The sequence below is a fragment of the Companilactobacillus paralimentarius genome, from assembly GCF_963227125.1.
In the GTDB taxonomy this organism is placed as follows: Bacteria; Bacillota; Bacilli; order Lactobacillales; family Lactobacillaceae; genus Companilactobacillus; species Companilactobacillus paralimentarius.
Genome location: NZ_OY724131.1, coordinates 571922 through 592789 on the forward strand (window position 1 = coordinate 571922; position 20868 = coordinate 592789).

Here is a 20868-nt window from a genome sequence, read left to right on the forward strand (position 1 = left end):
ATTATTTACAGTATTTATACATTGCTAGTCTATCATTAATATTTAAAAATTAAGGATGATGACAATGCAGGAGACTTGGAAGAAAAACTTTAGAATACTCTGGTTTGGCAGTTTGATAACGGGGTTGGGAAATGCAATGACTCTACCGTTTATTGTTCTATTCATAGAAACACTGGGCAATTTTAATAAAACCGAATTAAATCTTTTAGGAGCTGCAGCTTTTTCTTTGACTTATCTGAGTAAGGCTCTAGTTTCACCACTTTGGGGTAAATTGGCTGATCTTAAAGGTAGAAAATTAATGTGTTTACGGGCATCAGGTGTTATGACCTTTACGATTCTGATGGTCGGACTATCTCCAAATGTTTGGTTTTTATTGTTTTTTCGAGCAATGCAAGGGGCCTTTTCTGGATATATTAATAATGCTAACGCGTTAATGTCCGTTTCAGCTCCGGTAAAGATTCGCGGTCGAGTAATGAGTAAATTGATTACTGGTGATATAACCGGATTATTGATTGGACCTTTGATAGGTAGTTTTTTAGCTACAAGTGTTGGCTATCGTGGATCTTTCTTTATCACTAGTTTTTTGATGGCAGTAGTTTTTTTAACTACACTGTTTGGAGTAAAAGAAGACTTTGTACCTATTACAAAAAAAGAATTACAACCAGTTTTACCTATTATGAAAAAAATTGGTTGGCAATTCTTTCTTGCCCTTTTTGGATCTCTCTTAGCAGTGCAAGCAACGACTAATGCAATTACACCAATGATTAGTCTTTTAGTCAGGGAGATCGATCCTGGCAGTAATAACTTGGTAATTATTACGGGGGTAGTTTCGGCAGCACCAGGGTTGGCAACAATCGTTATGGCTGGCTTGGTGGGGCGACTGATCGACAAATTAGGGGCTTTAAAGAGTATGCTGATATTTTTAACGTCAGCAATTGTTTGCTTAATTTTGACAAGCATGGTTCAAAATATTTGGGAATTAGTAGTTTTACGGTTTATTTTGGGAGTTTCTGATGCAGCTCTGATTCCTTCAATTCAAGTTCTAACAATACAAAATGTCCCTAATTCTATTTTTGGACGAATTTTCAGTTATAATCAATCAGCGCAGGCAATGGGAAACGTTCTAGGTCCGATGTTGGCAGCTGTGATAGCGACTGGCTTTGGATATAAGAGCATTTTCCTATTTTCTGCGGTTATTGAGATTTTGGCTTTAATGGCTTGGTTGATTTATTCAAAACAGCATCGAGTTGAGTTAAAAAGTTGATAACTTAAACGATTTTTAAAATTATTTTTCAAATCACAAAAATTTCAAAGTTATCGGCTATAATTAGAGTTAATAAACTTAAAAGGGATAGATCAATTGCCACAAAAGAGAAGATACTCAGCACACCGAAATTATCGGCGCAAACGTAGTAGAAAAAATAATAATACGACCTTAATTTTATTATCAATTGTTGCTGTATTTGTTATCAGCTTCTTTGGATACAGTCGATATGTCCAGTACAAGAGAGAAACTCAAGTTGAGATGGTTCAGCAAAGTCACGCAGCTTTCATAAAAAAGATTTCGCCATATGCGGTTGAATTAGGCCAAACTTACGGGGTTTTACCAAGTATTACGATTGCTCAAGCTATTTTAGAAAGTAACTGGGGTTCCAGTACTCTAGCTAGTCAGTATAATAATTACTTTGGTATTAAAGGTGATGATCCTTCAAATACAAAAGTTTTACAGACAAAGGAATATACTGACGGTCAGTGGGTAACAATCAATGGACGTTTCCGAGTTTATTCGGATTTTCGTGAGTCAATGAAGGATCATACAAAACTTTTGGTAAATGGTACGTCTTGGAACTCGCAACAATACAAGCAAGTTCTACAATCAAAGGATTATATTGATGCAGCGGTGGCATTACAAGCAGATGGATATGCGACCGATCCGGGCTATACAAGTAAAATTATTCGGATTATACAAAAATATAATCTTAAAAAGTACGATGAAGGTATCAAGTGAAAAACAAAGTATGATAGACTCTAATTATTCTATTAAATAAGGGAGAACGTAATGAAGGAATTAGAGGAAAGAATCAAAAAAGATGGTCGCGTTATTGGTAAAGACGTGCTTAAAGTTGATAGTTTTTTAAACCATCAAATTGACCCAATGTTAATGGAAAAAATGGGCGAAGAATTTTACGAACATTTTAAGAATGAGGGCATCAACAAGATTTTGACGGTTGAATCTTCAGGTATTGCTCCAGCTGTTATGACTGGCTTGAAGTTCCAAGTACCAGTTGTTTTTGCTAGAAAACACAAATCCGTAACATTGAGCGACGATCTTTATTCATCAGAGGTTTATTCATTTACAAAGAAGACTTCTAACCACATTAGTATCGCTAAGAAGTATCTTTCAAGCAGTGATAAAGTTTTGATTATTGATGATTTCTTGGCTAATGGTCAGGCTGTAAATGGTTTAAATACAATCATCGATGCGGCTGGTGCACATTTGGCAGGTATCGGTATTGTGATTGAAAAATCTTTCCAAAAGGGAAGACAAATGATCGACAAATCAGGTACACCAATTTATTCATTAGCTAGAATTACAGCTTTTGAGAATGGACAAGTGGTCTTCGGTGAGGAAGACGATTAGAAATTAAGAAGGTGGAATTATGACTTTTATTGCGCCCGGTAAAACATTAGGAATAATTGGTGGCGGCAGTGAAACGTATCTTTTTGAATTAGAAGCTAAAAGAATGGGCTTTAGGACCATGCTTTTGACATCCGAAGAAAAGGATATTGCTACACAAGCGGCTGACAGCTATTTAGTCGGTACATTAGAAGACAGTAAGAATCTAAGTGAATTGGGCCATAGAAGTGACATTCTTTTGTATATGGATGAGAACTTTGATAGTAGTGTCCTAAAGGAACTTTCAAAAAACTTTAATGTTGCACAGGGTTCGGATCTACTAGAAATTGTTCAAGATCGTTATATCGAAAGAACCTTTTTAAATGATTTAAATATAAACGTTCCACCATTTTTCTCAATTGTGACGGTTGATGATATTAAACATGCAATTGATGAGATTGGGTTCCCTTGTATTCTAAAGCCAATTCAAAAGAATCAAAAAGTGTTGAAACGTCATATTATTTATAATTATGAAGATGTTGAACGTGTACAAAAATTGTTGAAAGATGGAACTTATATTTTGGAAGCTTGGATTGAAACAAAGACTGAGTATTCCATTATGGTAAGCAAGAGTAAAGATCAAAAAATCCATACTTTTCCAATGATTCAAGAGATTTATGATGGTGAACATCTGATGAGTTCTTTCATATATAAGAAGAACGATCCGGAAATTGAAGCGGAAATGCAACGAGTAGCTTTATTGATAGCACAGAATATTAATTATGTCGGAATCTTTGGAATTGGCTTTATCTTGTCTGATTCAGGCGTTTTGTACGTTAAACGAATATTTCCTGGCATTAATTATTCTGCAAATGTTTATCAAGAAGCGACAGGCATTTCTCAATTCGAATTACATATCAGAGCTATTTGTGATTGGCCAATTCCTGAAATCTTTCCAATGGTCAATGCGGCAACCTTGAAGATTATTGAAGGAATCTTGCCGCAGAGTTTGGATTTACTTCAGGAAAAGGCACAATGGAAATTTAACTATTACACAGGTTTTAAAGCTAAGAATCAAGCTGACAGGGATGTCGGTTATATTTCAATTTTTTCCGATGATATAGAAGAATTAAAAAATGATATCTTAACAACTAATATTTGGAGAGTAGAATAATTCATGATTGATAGATATGTAACTGAACAAATGAAACCAATTTGGACTGACCAAAACAGATTTCAAGCTTGGCTTGAAGTAGAAATCGCTGCTGTCGAAGGATGGAGTAAAGAAGGCGAAATTCCTGCTGAAGATGCTAAGTTAATTGCTCAAAATGCTAAGTTTGATGTAGCTGAAATTGCTGAGATCGAAAAACAAACAAAGCATGACGTAGTTGCTTTTACCAGAGATGTTTCACGTTATTTAGGACCCGAAAGAAAATGGGTTCATTTCGGACTTACTTCCACAGACGTTGTGGATACAGCTTATGGATATTTGATGAAGCAAGCCAACGATATTATTCGTGAAGATCTAAATGAATTTCTCGAAGTAGTTAAACAAAAAGCTCTTGAATATAAAGATACAGTTATGATTGGTAGAACTCATGGTGTGCACGCTGAACCAACTACTTTTGGGTTAGTTTTGGCAAACTGGTATTCTGAAGTCAAACGTGATATTGAACGTTTCGATCATGCCGCTAAGGGTGTTGAAGCAGGTAAGATCAGTGGCGCTGTCGGTAGCTATGCCAATGTACCTACTAGTGTTGAAAAATTTGTTTGTGATAAATTGGGAATTCGTGCTCAAGAAATCTCAACACAAGTATTGCCACGTGATCTTCATGCAGAATACATTCAGACAATGGCTTTGATTGCTACATCAATTGAAAGATTTGCCCTTGAAGTACGTCATCTTCAAAGAACTGAAGTTAGAGAAGCTGAAGAATACTTTGCTGCTGGACAGAAGGGTTCTAGTGCTATGCCTCATAAACGTAATCCAATCGGTTCAGAAAATGTAACTGGTTTGGCACGTGTTATCAGAGGTCATGCATTCACAGCCTTGGAAGATGTTCCATTGTGGCATGAACGTGATATTTCACATTCTTCTGCTGAACGTGTCATTATTCCTGATACAACTGAATTGTTAGATTACATTTTGAGAAGATTTACTAAGATCACTAAGGATCTTACTGTTTTCCCTGACAAGATGTTGGAAGACATGAATATTACTCACGGTTTGATTTATTCACAACGTGTCTTGCTTAAATTAGTTGAAGCAGGTTATGCCCGTGAGCAAGCTTACGATATTGTTCAACCAATGACGGCTAAGGCGTGGGACGAAAACAAAGACTTCCGTACTATGCTAGAAGCTGATCCTCGTGTAACTGATAAGTTATCTGAAAAAGATTTGGATGATGCTTTTGATTATCACTGGCACTTACGTAACGTGGATGAAATATTCAAACGTGTTGGATTAGAATAAAAAATTAAATTGAAGTTTATTTGGATGAGTGGTTGATTGCCGCTCTCCATAAAAAAGCTGATTTGGCTGGAACGTAGTGAAATTATCTTAAGCAGTAAATTGCTAAGGATAATTTCGGCTGTTCGTCAAATCAAGTTGATGGCGGTTCAAGTTAACAGTTAGACCATAAATGGTCTAGCTGTTTTTTTATTTGGCTGATGAGCTTGCTCGAAGCCAAAACATTTGAATATTTATACGTTCAGTAAAGTTGTTCCAACTACGATATCCATAGGCACTACTTTTTATCTTTTTTATTCTTCCAATGATTCCCTCTAAAAATCCGTTGGAATATTTAAGCTTCAGTGCATTTAATACTTGTTTACGATATTTTCTTAATGATGTCATTGTTTGATCCATAGCGGTATTGAGTGGATGATAATTGAGTAGTATCTGATTCATTGTATCAGTATCGCCTGTTCTAATAGCCTTTAAAATATCTTGATATACTTCGTAGGACTTGGCGAAACCTTCGTCCAAATCTAAACACTTTGTGATTAAATTTAGATCCGTTTCATAATAACCAACACTGTACTGATACTTAGGGTTTATCTTTTCGATGGAATCGAATGATTCCAAGAATTTTTTCCAATCTCTCTTCATGAACAAGTATTCTTTACTTCTTTTAGGCATTCGTTTCATTACCTGTATTCTAGTTGAATTGAGAGAACGATTCATCATCTGAACGATATGAAATCTATCAACAACGACTTTGGCCTTTGGAAACAACTTTGGTACTAAATTAATGTATCCGGCATTTAAATCCAAAGAAATAGTTTTTACCTGTCTTCTGACTTTCAAAGGAAATCGACTGAAGTATTTACTGATTTGATATGAAGTTCTTCTGGGCAAGATATCACCCGTACGATGATTATCGCTATCTAACCAAATAAAGCTCATCTTGTCAGTAGACATAAATTCATCAAATGCCAAGTGCTTAGGAAGATGTTCAGGAAGTGATTTCTTGTGCATCTTGGCTTCTTCATCGATGATACGTTGAACGGTCTTATCGGAGACGTTAAAACGTCTGCCGATATCCTTCAATGATGTATTAAAAGCAGTTTCTGATAAGATCATTTGTCTAACAGGTTGTGCGATTTGACAATATTCCCAAACATAACTAGTTTTGGCTACAAAGATAGAGTTACAAGATTTACATTTATACTTTTGACGTTTCAGACTTATATACGTTGGACGTAATGATAATGATGGAGCGACTATCATATTTTTATTAAATCCATTCTTAACTAAGTGGCCTGCAAGGCCACAGTTAAGACAACGGTCAATCTGTTTAGTTAGCATTGCAAAATAGACTAAGGACTTGATGCCATTAACTAACATAAATTTTGAGTCTTCAGTAAAGATAATATTCTCATCTTTCATTTCAAGAGCGTTTCGTATAGACTTATTACTTAGGGACATCATTCGAATTCCTTTCATTGTGAAGCTGTAGAGGGTAGAACATCTAAAGGTATGGATGGTGTCTTTTTGATGTTCTAAAATAGTTTTATTAATAAATGGTATACAAAAATAGAGTTGATGGCAAAATGCCTATCAACTCTATTTATCGTACAGCCATAATTTCACTACTGAGCCAATCAGCTTTTTTATTCCGGGCTAATATTTCTGTTTTTATGTTTTGCTTCAAATCAGCAGAGTATGCCAAATGTGGGTATTTTTATGATTGATATCTTAATTTACGATAATAGAATGGTAGGAGTACTATTCAGTCTGGAGTAAGAATTGGAAATGTGCCCATGGCGTTCCGCCACATTTCCAATTCTTGCGGAAGATGGGAAAGTAAGTATATCCTCGTTCTAATTAATTTTTAAAAACATACGTTCTAAATTCGACTGTAGTTTTTCGCTCTAACCACAAAAATTTGCTACAATATAAACAGCTATTTTAAGTTAAACTAAATTTTTTACACAAAGATTTGAGGGATTTATAAATTGGACGATACTATGTTAAAAGGTCTTAACCCTGAACAACAGAATGCGGTTAAGGCTACTGAAGGACCACTTTTGATTATGGCGGGTGCGGGCTCTGGTAAAACTCGTGTTTTAACTCACCGTGTGGCTTACTTAATTGAAGAAAAAAATGTTATGCCATGGCACGTTTTAGCTATTACCTTTACTAATAAGGCTGCCAAGGAAATGAAGGAAAGAATTGGTAAATTACTAGATGAATCTGCTAGTGATGTGTGGGTTTCAACTTTCCACTCTCTTTGTGTAAGAATTTTAAGAAGAGATATTGATAAGATGGGCAAGCCTAAGACATTCACGATTGCTGACCCAAGTGAACAAAGAACTTTGATGAAACAAATCTTAACTAAGATGAACTTGGATCCTAAGCGTTATGATCCCCGAGCTCTTTTGGGAACGATTAGTAATGCTAAGAATGAATTGCAGACTCCAGAACAATATGCACAAGTGGCTGCTAGTCCTTATGAACAAACAGTAGCTAGTGTTTATGATGCCTATGCTAAGGCTATGGATCGTAACAATTCACTTGATTTTGATGATTTGATTATGACAACTAGTCAATTATTTGATGAGAATCCTGATGTTTTGGAAAAATATCAAGAAAAGTTCCAATACATTCACGTTGATGAATATCAAGATACTAATGAAGCTCAATATAAGTTGGTCAAACAATTGGGCGCCAAATATCGTAATGTTTGTGTTGTTGGTGATGCTGATCAGAGTATTTATGGTTGGCGTGGTGCTAATATTCAAAATATTATGAATTTTGAAAAGGATTATCCCGAAGCAACAACAATCAAATTGGAACAAAATTATCGTTCGACAAAGACCATTTTGAAGGCTGCTAATGAAGTTATTAACCATAATTCCAATCGTAACCCTAAAGAATTGTGGACCGATAATAATGACGGTGAGAAGATTAAGTTCTACCGTGGTCAAAATGAGTCAGATGAAGCTTTATACGTCGTCGACCAAATCAAGAGTTTATTGTTACAAGGCTTTAATTATGGTGATTTTGCAGTACTCTATCGTACTAATGCCCAATCACGTACCTTTGAAGAGAAGCTTATGCAAGCCAACATGCCTTATAAGATTATTGGTGGGCATAAATTCTATGATCGTAAGGAAATCAAAGATGTTTTGGCTTACTTACGTCTAATTGCTAATCATGATGATTCAATGAGTTTTCAACGTGTTATCAACAGTCCTAAGCGTGGTATTGGACCTGGTACAATTGAAAAGTTACAAAATTATGCTGATGAACATGGTTGGTCACTACTTGAAGCAGCCGAAAATATTGAACTATCACCATTAGCAGCTAAACCTAGAAAGACAATCGGCCATTTTGCTAAAGTAATGGATGATTTAACAAAGTTAGCTGAAACAGAGTCAATGACTATTTTGATGAATCATTTATTGGAAGATTCAGGTTATGTTGATGATTTGAAGCAACAAAATAATTTGGAATCACAGGCTCGTGTGGAAAATATTGAGGAACTTCTAACAGTTACAACTCAATTTGATCAAGCTTACGAACCAGATCCTGAAGTTGATGAAACTCGTTTGACAACTTTCTTGACAGAATTATCATTGGTCAGTGATCAAGATGATATTGAGGAAGAACAGACTGAAGTTACATTAATGACTTTGCATGCGGCTAAAGGACTAGAATTTCCAGTTGTCTTCTTGGTAGGTCTAGAAGAAGGCATTTTCCCACTCGGTCGTTCACTTCTTAAAGAAGATGACTTGGAAGAGGAACGTCGTTTAGCATACGTTGGTATCACTCGTGCTGAAAAGAGATTATACTTAACTAATGCTTATAGTCGTACACTTTATGGACGTACACAGAACAATCCAACATCTCGTTTCGTTGAAGAAATCAATGAGGATGCGCTGGAACAAGTTAACCCTAATGCAGGTAATCTTGGTGGTAGCAAACCAAATTATCGTCAACGTCGTCATCGTGCCGCCACAGCAGCAACCTTTACCTCACCAACTTTGAAAGCCAAAGGTGCTCAAGGTGCTGAAAAATTGAGTTGGAATGTGGGTGACAAGGTTGAACACAAGAAGTGGGGTCAAGGAACAGTTGTTAAAGTTAACGGTGAAGGTAAAAATGCTGAATTAGATGTAGCCTTTGATAGTCAAGGTATCAAGCGACTATTAGCTGAATATGCACCAATTAAAAAAGTAACTGATTAATAAGGGGTGAGAGCATGGCTGAAATAACTAAATCTCAAGCTAGTCAAGAATTAGATGAAATTCGTCCTCAACTGAATAGTTGGCGTGATGCTTATTACACAAAAGATGCTCCTGTAGTTGAAGATAATGTCTATGATAAGCTTTATAATCGTTTGCTAGAATTAGAAAAAATGTATCCCGAATTGATCACTCCTGATTCACCTTCGCAACAAGTTGGGGATCAAACTTTACCAGATTTTAACAAGGTAACGCATGATATTCCAATGCTTTCGATGGGGGATGTTTTTTCCGAAGCTGAACTAGCAGAGTTTAATGATCGAATTGAAAAAAATGTTGGACATGAAGTAGATTATAATGTTGAATTAAAAATTGATGGCTTATCTCTTTCATTAATTTATGAAAATGGTATCTTGGTTCAAGGTTCAACTCGTGGCAATGGAACGATTGGTGAAAATGTAACGGAGAATGTTAAGACTATTAAAGATATTCCTCAAAAATTAAGTCGCCCGTTATCATTTGAAGTTCGTGGTGAGTGTTTCATGTCGAAAAAAGAATTTTTACGTTTGAATCAGGAACGTGAAAGTCAGGGACATCAAGTTTTTGCTAACCCAAGAAATGCCGCTGCTGGTAGTCTTCGTCAGTTGGATCCGAAGATTACGGCTTCTAGAAAATTAGATACATTTATGTATACGATTGTTACATTTGACGGTCTAGAAGTTACAACACAACATCAGGCTCTAGAAACATTGAAAGAATTAGGTTTTAATGTTAACCCTACAGCTCAAGTTACTACCGGATTGAAGGGCGTTAAAGATTTTATTGAACATTATGGTGAAATTAGAGATAATCTTGATTACGGAATTGATGGTGTCGTTTTAAAGGTTAACGATTTAGCTTTGCAACGTGAACTAGGCAATACTGTTAAGGTCCCCCGTTGGGAAATTGCATATAAATTTCCACCAGAACAAGCTAAATCAATCGTTCACGATATTACTTGGACTATTGGTCGGACAGGTGTTTTGACACCAACTGCGGTAATGGATCCAGTAAGTCTTGCTGGGACAACTGTTTCACGTGCGACATTACATAATGAAGATATGATTCGTCAAAAGGATATTCGTATCGGTGATACAGTTTTACTGCATAAAGCCGGTGATATTATTCCTGAGGTTTCGCAGGTTGTATTGAGCAAACGACCAAAGGATTCTGTTCCTGCTGAAATTCCTACCCACTGTCCTTATTGTGGTTCGGAGTTGATTCATCTAGAAGATGAGGTGGCCTTGCGTTGCATTAATCCCAAGTGTCCAGCCCAAGTTAAAGAACAGTTAACACATTTTGCTTCTAGAAATGCGATGAATATTGATGGTTTAGGTCCCAAGATTGTGGAACAGTTATATACGAAAGAATTAATCAAGGATGTTGCTGATTTATATAAATTGACTGCAGATGATCTAGCTACTTTAGATGGTTTCAAAGAAAAATCAATTAATAACTTATTGACGGCTATTGATAATTCCAAGGCTAATTCGGTTGAAAGATTACTATTTGGCTTAGGTATTCGTCATGTTGGTGCTAAGGCAGCAAGAATTTTATCTGAGCATTTTGGCGATTTAGATAGTATAATGAAAGCTTCGTCTGAAGAAATTCTTGAAGTTAATACTATGGGTGAGATAATTGCTAATAGTATTTCAACTTATTTTGAAAATGATGATGTTAAAAAGTTGATAAATGAACTAAAATCAGTAAATGTTAATATGAATTTTATCGGTAGTTCTAATTCTAATGAAACAAATAGTCATTTTACTGATAAAATAATTGTTATAACCGGAACCTTAAAAAATTATAAACGTTCACAATTATCAGAGATTTTGGAGAATCTTGGTGCTAATGTTACAAGTTCAGTTACTAAGAAGACCGATATTTTAATTGCGGGTGAAAAAGCCGGCAGTAAATTAGCCAAAGCTCAAAAATTGGGAACAGAGATTATTGATGAAACAACATTATTCGATTATCTGGATAATGACAAAGAGTAGGAGAACAGTTTTGAAAAAATTCTTAAAAACTACATCGTTATTGCTGATGTGTGCACTACTTTTATCTGCCTGTGGTAACTTACAAAATTCGAGTTTGTCATCAGGTGGTGGAGATACAGGTAAAAGTACAGTTCAGACAACATCTTCATCTGACTCAAGTAGTTACGATGTTTTGTTAAGTGGTGGAAAATATAAAACTAGCCCTATTTCAGGACTTACTGCTGCTGATAATTCTAATCAATTTAATAGTAGAAGTTTCGAAAGTGGCTTGATGAGTTTGTCGAAGAAACAATTTTCAACTAATTCATATGTTTTCCAAGAAGGTCAAGTATTATCCGCTAGTACAGTAACTAATTGGTTGGCAAGAAAGTCTAAAAAGAATTCATCTGGTTTGAATCCTGCATCAAATGGTTCAACTGATGAGACTAAACGTGCACCAATGTATTTCCAACAAATGTTGGAAGAAGATTACCTTACTAAACAGGATGGCAAATATAAACTGGCCGGAATGTCGATCGGTATTGCAATGAACAAAGTTGATTATTATCAAAAGAAGCAATACGGTGCTACTTACAAGACAAATATTAGTACTGAACAACAAAAGGAACAAGGCCAACGTATTGCTCAAGAGGTTGTTAAACGTCTAAGAGCAAATAAACAAGTTGGTAATATTCCGATCGTTGTTGGTTTGTATTCCGTTGCTCCAGAGGATACATTAGTAGGTGGAACATATTTCCAATATGCTGTAAGCAAGAGTAGTTCTTTAGGTAATTGGTCTACGTTAGGTTATAAGAATCAAATGTTACCAACTGTTAATGGTGAGAATGCTATTAATAGTAGTGATTCAGATGCCTTTACCAATTTTAAAGACAACATTCAAGATTATTTCCCTAACTTATCAGGTGTAACAGCTCAAGCACATTATGATGGTACTAATTTGAAGTCGATGGATGTAACTATCAATACTCAATTTGATGGTTTAGCTCAAATTACTAGTTTTACACAATTTGTGCAACAAAGTGCTTCGAAGTACTTACCATCTGGAGCTGATTTAGATATTAATATTCAAACAGTTGATGCACAACAAGCTGTTGTTACTCGTACTAATGGTAAGTTCAATTCACACGTTTATAATGCAGATTAAAAAGGAGAAACTTATGATTTCAAAAGATGAAATTTTGCACGTTGCCGCATTGGCTAACTTGAAATTTGAAGATAGTGAAGTTGATAGTTTTGTTAGTCAATTGGACAAAATTGTTAACATGGAAAGTAAGCTATCTAGTGTTGATACAACTGGTGTTGAACCAACATATAATATGGGTGACACTAATACTGTCTTCCGTGAAGATAAGGGTATTCGTACTCAAACTAGAGAACAAATGCTTGAAAATGTTCCGGAAACTGATAACAACCTTATCAAAGTTCCAACAATTGTTGACAAGGAGGATGATGAATAGTGGACATCAAAAAAGAAACAATTGCTTCTTTACATGACAAATTGGTCAATAAAGATGTAACTGCTGAAGAATTAGCTAATGATGCAATTAACAAAATTAATGCTAATGAAAAGAAACTTAATACATTTATTACGGTAAATGATAAAGCTCCTGAAGCTGCTAAAAAAATTGACGAAGATGGTATTAAAGGACCTTTGTCAGGTATTCCAATTGCATTTAAGGATAATATCGTAACTAATGGTATCAAGACTACTGCTGCAAGTAAGATCTTATACAACTTTATGCCTGTTTACAGTGCCACAGTCTTAGAAAGACTAGAAGCTGCCGGCGCAGTTGATATTGGTAAGACTAACTTGGATGAGTTTGCTATGGGTTCATCTACTGAAACATCATATTTTGATACTACTGTTAATCCTTGGGATCTAAGTCGTGTTCCTGGTGGTTCTTCAGGTGGTTCTGCTGCTGCTGTTGCTGCTGGCGAAGTTGTAGCTGCTTTAGGTACAGATACTGGTGGTTCAATCAGACAACCTGCTGCCTTTAACGGTATCTTTGGTATCAAACCAACTTATGGTCGTGTATCACGTTGGGGTGTTATTGCCTTTGCTTCAAGTTTGGATCAAGTCGGTGTACTTTCAAAACGTGTTGAAGATTCAGCTACTGTTCTTTCAGCAATGGCTGGTCATGACGAACATGATTCAACAAGTTCTGAAAAGCCAGTTCCTGATTATCGTGCAAACTTAAGTAAAGATATGAGCGGCGTTAGAATTGCTGTTCCTAAGGAATTTTGGCATGAAGGTACTCATCCAGAAGTTCTAGAAAATGTTAATAAGGCATTAGATGCATATAAGAAGATGGGTGCTACTGTGGACGAAGTTAGTCTACCTTCATTGAAGCATGCTGTTGAGGTTTACTATGTTCTAGCTTCTAGTGAAGCTTCATCTAATCTTCAAAGATATGATGGTGTCAGATATGGTTTCCGTGCTAAAGATGTTAAAAATATCAAAGACTTATTTGTTAAATCAAGATCAGAAGGATTTGGCGATGAAGTAAAACGTCGTATCATGCTTGGTACTTTTGCTCTATCAGCTGGTGCATATGATGCTTACTTCAAAAAGGCTGCGGAAGTTAGAACACTCTTCATTAATGAAATGAATGATGTTCTTAAAGACCATGATTTGATTATGGGACCTTCAACAACGACACCTGCTTTCAAGATTGGTGAAAAAGTTGATGACCCATTGGCAATGTACATGAACGATATCTTAACAATTCCTGCTAACTTGGCTGGACTTCCAGCTGCTTCTGTTCCGGCAGGACTTGCTGACGGATTACCTGTTGGTCTACAAATTATTGGTCGTCCATTTGATGAACAATCTGTTTTCAATGCTGCTTACGCATTGCAAGAAGAAAATAAATTCTATGAAAAAATACCAACTGCACTCAAGGGGGAAGACTAATGAATTTTGAAACAACTATCGGACTAGAAGTCCACGTTGAGTTAAAGACAAAGTCCAAGATGTACAGTCCTTCACCAGTTGCTTATGGTGCTGAATCTAATATCAATACCAACGTTATTGACTTTGGTTTTCCAGGAACATTACCAACTGTAAATAAAAATGGTTACCGTTTAGGTGTCATGGTAGCTTTAGCTCTAAATGCTGAAATTGAACATCATACTCACTTTGATCGTAAGAACTATTTCTATCCAGATAATCCCAAAGCTTACCAAATTACACAACAAGATAAGCCATTAGGACATGATGGTTACATTGAGATCGAAGTTGATGGTAAAAAGAAGAAGATCGGTGTTGAAGAACTTCACGTTGAAGAAGATGCTGGTAAGAATACCCACGGTAACAACGGTTATTCATATGTTGATTTGAACCGTCAGGGTACACCTTTGATTGAAATTGTTTCAAAGCCTGATATGCATTCACCAGAAGAAGCTTATCAATATCTTGAAAATCTACGTAAGATTGTTCAATTTACTGGTGCTTCCGATGTTAAGATGGAAGAAGGTTCAATGCGTGTCGATACTAATATCTCTATTCGTCCTGTAGGATCAAAGGATTATGGTACTAAGGTTGAGTTGAAAAACTTGAACTCATTTAACCATGTTAAGTTAGGTCTTGCCTATGAAGAGCAACGTCAAGCTGCTATTTTGAAGCAAGGTGGACATATTGATCAAGAAACAAGACGTTTTGATGAAAAGACTGGCGAAACATTCTTAATGCGTGTTAAGTCTGGTGCTGATGATTATCGTTACTTCCCAGAACCAGATCTACCAGATTTTGAAATTTCACCAGAGTGGATTTCAGAGATCAAAGCTAACTTACCTGAAACAGCTGCTAAGAGACGTGAGCGTTATATCAACGAATTAGGTATTCCTGAATATGATGCAGGCGTTCTTACAGATACTAAGGAAATGTCAGATTTCTTTGATGAAGCTGTTTCATATAAAGCTAATCCAAAACTAGTTTCTAACTGGTTAATGGGTGAAGTTAATGGATATTTGAATGATAAGAAAATCGGCTTGCTCGATACTAAGTTGACACCAGAACACTTGGCTAAGATGATTAATTTGATTTCAAATGGTACAATTTCTTCTAAGATTGCCAAGAAAGTCTTCCAAGAAACAATTAGTAATGGTACTGAACCTGAGGAATGGGTTAAGTCTAAGGGACTTGTCCAAGAATCTGATCCAGCCGTATTGAAGCCAATGATTTTGGAAATTCTTGATAATAACCAACAATCAATCGATGACTTTAAGAATGGTAAAGATCGTGCCGTTGGTTTCTTGATTGGACAAATCATGAAACAAACACATGGACAAGCTAATCCAAAGGTTGCTAATAAGCTATTGATGGAAGAGTTAAAGAGTCGTTAGTGAGGGAAAGATATGCGTCGTGCTAGACTTATTTATAATCCAACTTCAGGTCATGAGACCATGAACAGTAATGTTGGGGACATTTTGAATATTATTGAAAAAGCTGGTTATGAGGCTAGTGCTTACCGAACTACACCAAAAAAGAACTCAGCCAAAAATGAGGCCAGAAGAGTAGCAAAAGAAGGTTTCGATTTAGTCGTTGCTGCCGGTGGTGATGGAACTATTAACGAAGTTGTTAATGGTATTGCTGATTTAGAGCAACGTCCAGAATTGGCAATTATTCCTGCCGGAACAACTAATGATTATGCTCGTGCCTTAAAGATTCCACGAGATGATGTTGTCGAAGCTGCCAAGGTTATTTTAAAGGGTCAAAAATTACCAGTTGATATTGGTCAAGCAGGTAAGAAGTACTTTATTAATATTGCCGGTGGTGGCTCAATGACTGAGTTAACCTATGAAGTACCATCAGCTTATAAATCTATTTTGGGTTATTTGGCTTACTTGGTTAAGGGTGCGGAAATGTTACCTCGAGTTAGTCCAGTTGACATGCACATTGAATATGACGATGGTGTTTTTGATGGCAAAGCCACAATGTTTCTAATTGGTTTAACTAATTCAATTGGTGGTATGGAACAAATTGCCCCTAATTCAGTTATTGGTGATGGAACTTTCTCTTTGATTATTGTTAAAGAAACTAATTTAAGAGATTTAGTTCATTTAATTGCTTTAGTCCTAAATGGTGGTCGTCACGTTTACAATCCTAAGGTTATTTATACTAAAACTAAACGAATTTCTGTTCATGCAAATGATGAAAGTCGCTTGATGGTTAACCTTGATGGTGAGTACGGTGGGGATGCACCAATGGAATTTATCAATTTGCATAATCATTTGAACATTTATGCTAATGTTGACTCAATTCCGCTTAAAGCACGTGATACTCCAACGCTTAGTGAAAAAGATGCTGGCGAGAAGATTATCGAAGAAGAACGAAATCTTGACAATAAGAATAAAAATAAGAAATAAAAAAGAAATTGGGAGTGTATCAGTTTTGAACACTTCTTTTTTCTATGTATAGGTGAAAAATGGAAAAACCAAACTTAAAAAAGAATCAAAAATTAGATTTAGATATTCAAGACTTATCATATGAGGGTAAGGGTGTTGCTAAGGTTGATGACTTTACACTTTTTGTTGATAATGCTTTGCCTGGTGAAACAGTTAATGCTGTGATAACTAGAATCAATAAGAATTTCGGCTTTGCGAGAACTTTGAATGTTGTGAAGGAATCTCCTGATCGTGTTCATGATATTGATGCTGTTTATGCACAAACAGGAATTGCTCCATTGAGCCATTTGAAGTACGACAAGCAACTTGAATTCAAACGTAATCAAGTTGTAACTGACTTCAGTAAAATGGGCTTAAAAGACATTACAGTTAATCCAACTTTAGGTATGGAATCACCATTTAATTATCGTAACAAGGCTCAAGTACCTGTTCGTCAAGTTAATGGTAAGTTGACTACTGGATTCTATCGTCGTCGTTCACATGACCTAGTACCAATGGAAAACTTCTTGATTCAAGATACTAAGATTGATGAAGAAATCATCAAGGTACGTGATATTCTTCGTAAATACAAGGTTCGTGGCTATGATGAACAAAATCAAAAAGGTCAAATTAGAACAATCATGGTTCGCCGTGCTTACTTTACTAATGAAATGATGGTAGTTCTAGTTTCAAGAACTCGTGATATTTCACATTACAAAGATATTGCTAAAGAAATCATGGATAATCCAGAAGTTAAGTCATTGTACTTGAATGTTAATTCAAAAAATACCAACGTTATTTTCGGTCAAGAAATGACCTTATTAGCTGGTAAGAAATATATTGATGATAAGATCTTAGGACACAAATATCGTATTTCGCCAAGATCTTTTTACCAAGTAAATCCAGTTCAAACACAAAACCTTTATCAATTAGCTATTGATAAAGCTGAATTGACTGGTAAAGAAGAAGTAGTTGATGCCTATTCAGGTATTGGTACAATCGGTCTTTCATTGGCTAACAAAGCTAAACACGTTACTGGTATTGAAGTAATTGAGGACGCCGTTAAAGATGCCGATCAAAATGCTAAATTGAATGGTATTGAAAATGCTGACTTCGTTGTTGGTAAGACAGAGGATGTTTTGGATGAGTGGGCTAAAAACAAGATGTCAGTTGATGTCTTGATGGTTGATCCTCCACGTAAAGGTTTGGCAAATTCATTGATGGACTCATTAAAGAATATCAAACCAAAGAAGATCGTTTATATCAGTTGTAATCCAGCAACTCTAGCACGTGATCTATCATTGTTAAGTGATACATATAACATTGGTGATGTAACACCAGTTGATATGTTCCCAATGACAAATCACATTGAAAGTGTTGTTGCTTTGACAAAGAAGTAGAATGTTCCATATTCTCAATTCTTGTTTGAGATAATTTTTTTAAAAGGTGTCCATATCAATCGAACTTAAACGGTTAATATGAACACCTTTTTTGCAATCATATTTAATCAGCAAATTTATTCATAAAAAGATAAAACTCGTGTAATATTTGATTGAGGAAATTCTTGAATTAGGGATGATAAGATGAATTATATAATCGGTATCGGTGCCATAGCTTTAGGCATTTGGCAGTTAATAGTTTCTAAGCAGTATTTTGATAATATGAAAAAACAGTCAACACCAATGATATTTTCATTGATTGCGGTAATTTTTAGTATGCTTTTTGGAGCTTTTGCCATTGTTTTTGGTGTTCTTCGGATCTTTCACTAACGTTAATCGGTAAAAATGCTACGTTCATAAGTATTTTATGTTTCACTTATTATTTCTGAAATATAATGTCTTCATGATCAAGAATCGAGGGAACATTATGGAAGAATTTATATTGGATCGTAATACAATTTTTTTAGGTGATAATTTAAGAGAATGTCGTAAGCAACGTAATTTATCAGAACGTGAAGTATCAAAAATGTTGCATGTAGATATTACGACCATATCCAAATATGAGCATAATACTAGAACTCCCGATATTTATATGATGATGCGATTTGCCGATGTTTACGGTGTTAGTCTGGATACTTTGGTTGGCAGATAAAGCTGTTTCAAAAATTTAAATAGTAATTAAATAAGCCTCTCATTTAGAGTTTGTAAAATACTCTGAATGGGAGGCTTTAATCGTTTTTAGACATTAATTTAATTAGTTCTTTGTTTTTTCTGAATGAAACTTCACAGGTTGAACCGTCGATAAAGGATAATATTCTGGTCTTGCTGTCGTAGTTAATAGTATTGTCGAGGTTGACTAGGAATCCTCGATTGCAACGAAAGAGATTAGGATAATCTTTTTCAAAAGTATTTAATGAACCATTGAATTCAGCTAATTGGTATTTGGTAATGATGAAAATTCTTCCAGGTACATCTTTGTTAGTGTAAAGCATAATAACATCATCCATTAAAATTGAAAAATAACGACTTCCGATTTTGTAATCTAATACGTTTTTTGATAAATGATTATACTCGCGCAATTCATGTTGAGTTTTCTGGATATCATCAGTGATACTCTGTTTGATGTTTTCCAGACCATTATCTTTTAAAATGTAATCCATTGGGGCAATTTTTCGTTCTAATGTCGTTAAGGATAATTCGTCATGAGTTGTTATGAAAACTATCTGTGAGAGTGGAGAATTTTGACGAACTTTCTCGGCTATTTTTAAACCGGCAATTTTATCATTCAAAATTTCCATATCTAAAAAGTAAAGTGCTTGTTTTTTTGGATTATATTGATTGAGAAAATCAGTGGTAGTTCCAGCAACTACCTCTAAAAACATATTAGCGTCGTTAATTAAAATACCATTGTGAATGAATTCAGCGTATTTATTTCGTTGTAGTTCGTTGTCTTCTAGTAAGTAAATGGGATACATTCAGTCACCTCCAACAATAATTAGTGTCATCATAAGATGACCATGGATAGTTTTGGTTTCTAAATAAAGATTGTCAGATTCATTGATTAGTTTTCTGACATTGGCTAAACCGAAGCCTGAATGATTTTTTTTGGTCGAATAGCCACTTTGGAAAATATCTTTCAGGTTAATATTTTCATTTAATGGATTATCGATTGTAATCTCAGTAGTATTTTCAGTTTGGGTAATAGCACAAGTAACCTCTTTGTCGGCAATCTCTTCAACATACTCAAATGCATTGTCGATTAGAATACCTAGAATACGGATGATAATTAGAACTTCATTTTTAAATTGATAATGCTCCTGACTCAATTCTAGATGAAAATCGATTTGACGACTTTTAGCAATAAAGAATTTCTGAATGATTAGGCCACGAATTAGATCGTTGTCGATAGCTTGAGCCTGAGAAATATTACCTCGACTGACTAAGGACATTTCGCTTTTTTCCTTAGTGATATCGCGATAATAATCCTTCAATTCTTGAGAATCACTTTGATCAATAATCGGCTTGATAGCTAACATGATGTTTTGAAAGTCGTGTTTAAATTTTCGAAGTTCAGTGTACTGTTGTTGCACACTAGTTAGATATTCATTTAGTTGTTTATTGTAAGTTAATTTTTCCCGAGCTTCATTTTGAATCGCAATCGCATGAACGAAGACGGTCAACTGATAGTAAGCGAAGATCAAAAGGATGGAGAAAATTAGAATTAAGCTGGCTTGAATAGTAGCCGTCACGGATTGGAGATCACTAATGATCATAATAACCATGAATGAAATAAAGATTCCCAGTGATAAGACTAAAACACGTTTTCCTAGATGATACTTTTCAATTTGAAGCCATAATTTAATGGTTTGATAACGAAAATGTTCGAAAACTAAGATAACGATGAGTAGATAGAGCAAGTTGATGACTAAAGAAATTGGAATAAAGTACTCTTGATAAGTTTCCAAAAGAGTTAAGCGCCATTGGTTATAAGCAATGAAAAAGAGAATTCTAGCTGAGTAGGTTCCCAAACTAAATAGAACCAATTCAATATTGGCCGCCATGATCAAGGAAATTGAGTTTTGCATATTGGCTCGATATTTTTTAACGCACCAATTAAAAATCAAAATGGCACCAATAAAAAAGAGTACAAATAGTTCATCAAAAAATAAACCGATGTAACCAAAGACTAAAGCCAAGGCTA

General features: G+C 35.3%; 18 protein-coding genes. 15 read left to right on the forward strand and 3 right to left on the reverse strand.

Going from position 1 to position 20868, the window contains the following annotated elements:
• The first annotated feature begins 64 nt into the window (after positions 1–64).
• The 5 genes from ACI6PB_RS02685 (at position 65) to purB (ending at position 5090) form a co-directional block, all read left to right on the forward strand.
• Positions 65–1264: an MFS transporter gene (locus ACI6PB_RS02685; protein ID WP_404327735.1), complete on the forward strand. Its 1200-nt coding sequence runs from the start codon at positions 65–67 to the stop codon at positions 1262–1264.
• Between the two features lie 96 nt (positions 1265–1360).
• Positions 1361–2008, forward strand: coding sequence for a glycoside hydrolase family 73 protein (locus ACI6PB_RS02690; protein ID WP_025084875.1), 648 nt, complete (start codon positions 1361–1363; stop codon positions 2006–2008).
• Between the two features lie 51 nt (positions 2009–2059).
• Complete coding sequence (locus ACI6PB_RS02695) at positions 2060–2641, forward strand: xanthine phosphoribosyltransferase (protein WP_025084874.1); 582 nt, start codon at positions 2060–2062, stop codon at positions 2639–2641.
• A gap of 19 nt (positions 2642–2660) precedes the next feature.
• Entirely contained in the window at positions 2661–3791 is a 1131-nt protein-coding gene (locus ACI6PB_RS02700; RefSeq protein WP_025084873.1) for an ATP-grasp domain-containing protein, read from the forward strand.
• Between the two features lie 3 nt (positions 3792–3794).
• Complete coding sequence (gene purB, locus ACI6PB_RS02705; protein WP_404327736.1) at positions 3795–5090, forward strand: adenylosuccinate lyase; 1296 nt, start codon at positions 3795–3797, stop codon at positions 5088–5090.
• 186 nt (positions 5091–5276) lie between these two features.
• On the opposite strand, the gene ACI6PB_RS02710 is transcribed toward purB, so the two are convergent.
• Complete coding sequence (locus ACI6PB_RS02710) at positions 5277–6509, reverse strand: ISL3 family transposase (RefSeq protein WP_227005137.1); 1233 nt, start codon at positions 6507–6509, stop codon at positions 5277–5279.
• A 581-nt stretch (positions 6510–7090) separates the two neighbouring features.
• Between ACI6PB_RS02710 and pcrA the strand changes: the two genes are divergently transcribed.
• The 10 genes from pcrA (at position 7091) to ACI6PB_RS02760 (ending at position 18819) form a co-directional block, all read left to right on the forward strand.
• A complete protein-coding gene (gene pcrA / locus ACI6PB_RS02715; protein ID WP_404327958.1) occupies positions 7091–9310 on the forward strand; it encodes a DNA helicase PcrA in 2220 nt (739 codons plus the stop codon).
• 14 nt (positions 9311–9324) lie between these two features.
• Positions 9325–11343, forward strand: coding sequence for an NAD-dependent DNA ligase LigA (gene ligA, locus ACI6PB_RS02720; RefSeq protein ID WP_404327737.1), 2019 nt, complete (start codon positions 9325–9327; stop codon positions 11341–11343).
• A 10-nt stretch (positions 11344–11353) separates the two neighbouring features.
• Positions 11354–12487: a CamS family sex pheromone protein gene (locus ACI6PB_RS02725; protein WP_404327738.1), complete on the forward strand. Its 1134-nt coding sequence runs from the start codon at positions 11354–11356 to the stop codon at positions 12485–12487.
• A gap of 13 nt (positions 12488–12500) precedes the next feature.
• On the forward strand, positions 12501–12800 hold the full coding sequence (gene gatC, locus ACI6PB_RS02730; RefSeq protein ID WP_025084868.1) for an Asp-tRNA(Asn)/Glu-tRNA(Gln) amidotransferase subunit GatC: 300 nt from the start codon (positions 12501–12503) through the stop codon (positions 12798–12800).
• Positions 12800–14257, forward strand: a complete 1458-nt coding sequence (gatA, locus tag ACI6PB_RS02735) for an Asp-tRNA(Asn)/Glu-tRNA(Gln) amidotransferase subunit GatA (RefSeq protein ID WP_025084867.1) — start codon at positions 12800–12802, stop codon at positions 14255–14257. The genes gatC and gatA overlap by 1 nt, the downstream gene beginning before the upstream one ends.
• The gene (gene gatB, locus ACI6PB_RS02740; protein ID WP_025084866.1) at positions 14257–15687 is read left to right on the forward strand and encodes an Asp-tRNA(Asn)/Glu-tRNA(Gln) amidotransferase subunit GatB; all 1431 of its coding nucleotides are present in this window, start codon (positions 14257–14259) and stop codon (positions 15685–15687) included. The genes gatA and gatB overlap by 1 nt, the downstream gene beginning before the upstream one ends.
• A gap of 12 nt (positions 15688–15699) precedes the next feature.
• Positions 15700–16710, forward strand: a complete 1011-nt coding sequence (locus ACI6PB_RS02745) for a diacylglycerol kinase (protein ID WP_025084865.1) — start codon at positions 15700–15702, stop codon at positions 16708–16710.
• Between the two features lie 59 nt (positions 16711–16769).
• A complete protein-coding gene (gene rlmD, locus ACI6PB_RS02750) occupies positions 16770–18128 on the forward strand; it encodes a 23S rRNA (uracil(1939)-C(5))-methyltransferase RlmD (RefSeq protein WP_025084864.1) in 1359 nt (452 codons plus the stop codon).
• 183 nt (positions 18129–18311) lie between these two features.
• Complete coding sequence (locus ACI6PB_RS02755) at positions 18312–18497, forward strand: hypothetical protein (protein ID WP_025084863.1); 186 nt, start codon at positions 18312–18314, stop codon at positions 18495–18497.
• Between the two features lie 97 nt (positions 18498–18594).
• Positions 18595–18819: a helix-turn-helix domain-containing protein gene (locus tag ACI6PB_RS02760; protein ID WP_025084862.1), complete on the forward strand. Its 225-nt coding sequence runs from the start codon at positions 18595–18597 to the stop codon at positions 18817–18819.
• 76 nt (positions 18820–18895) lie between these two features.
• Here the strand turns inward: ACI6PB_RS02760 and ACI6PB_RS02765 are convergent, their stop codons facing one another.
• Positions 18896–19642: a LytTR family transcriptional regulator DNA-binding domain-containing protein gene (locus tag ACI6PB_RS02765; RefSeq protein WP_056955870.1), complete on the reverse strand. Its 747-nt coding sequence runs from the start codon at positions 19640–19642 to the stop codon at positions 18896–18898.
• The gene (locus tag ACI6PB_RS02770; protein WP_404399121.1) at positions 19643–20752 is read right to left on the reverse strand and encodes a GHKL domain-containing protein; all 1110 of its coding nucleotides are present in this window, start codon (positions 20750–20752) and stop codon (positions 19643–19645) included.
• Positions 20753–20868: the final 116 nt, after the last annotated feature.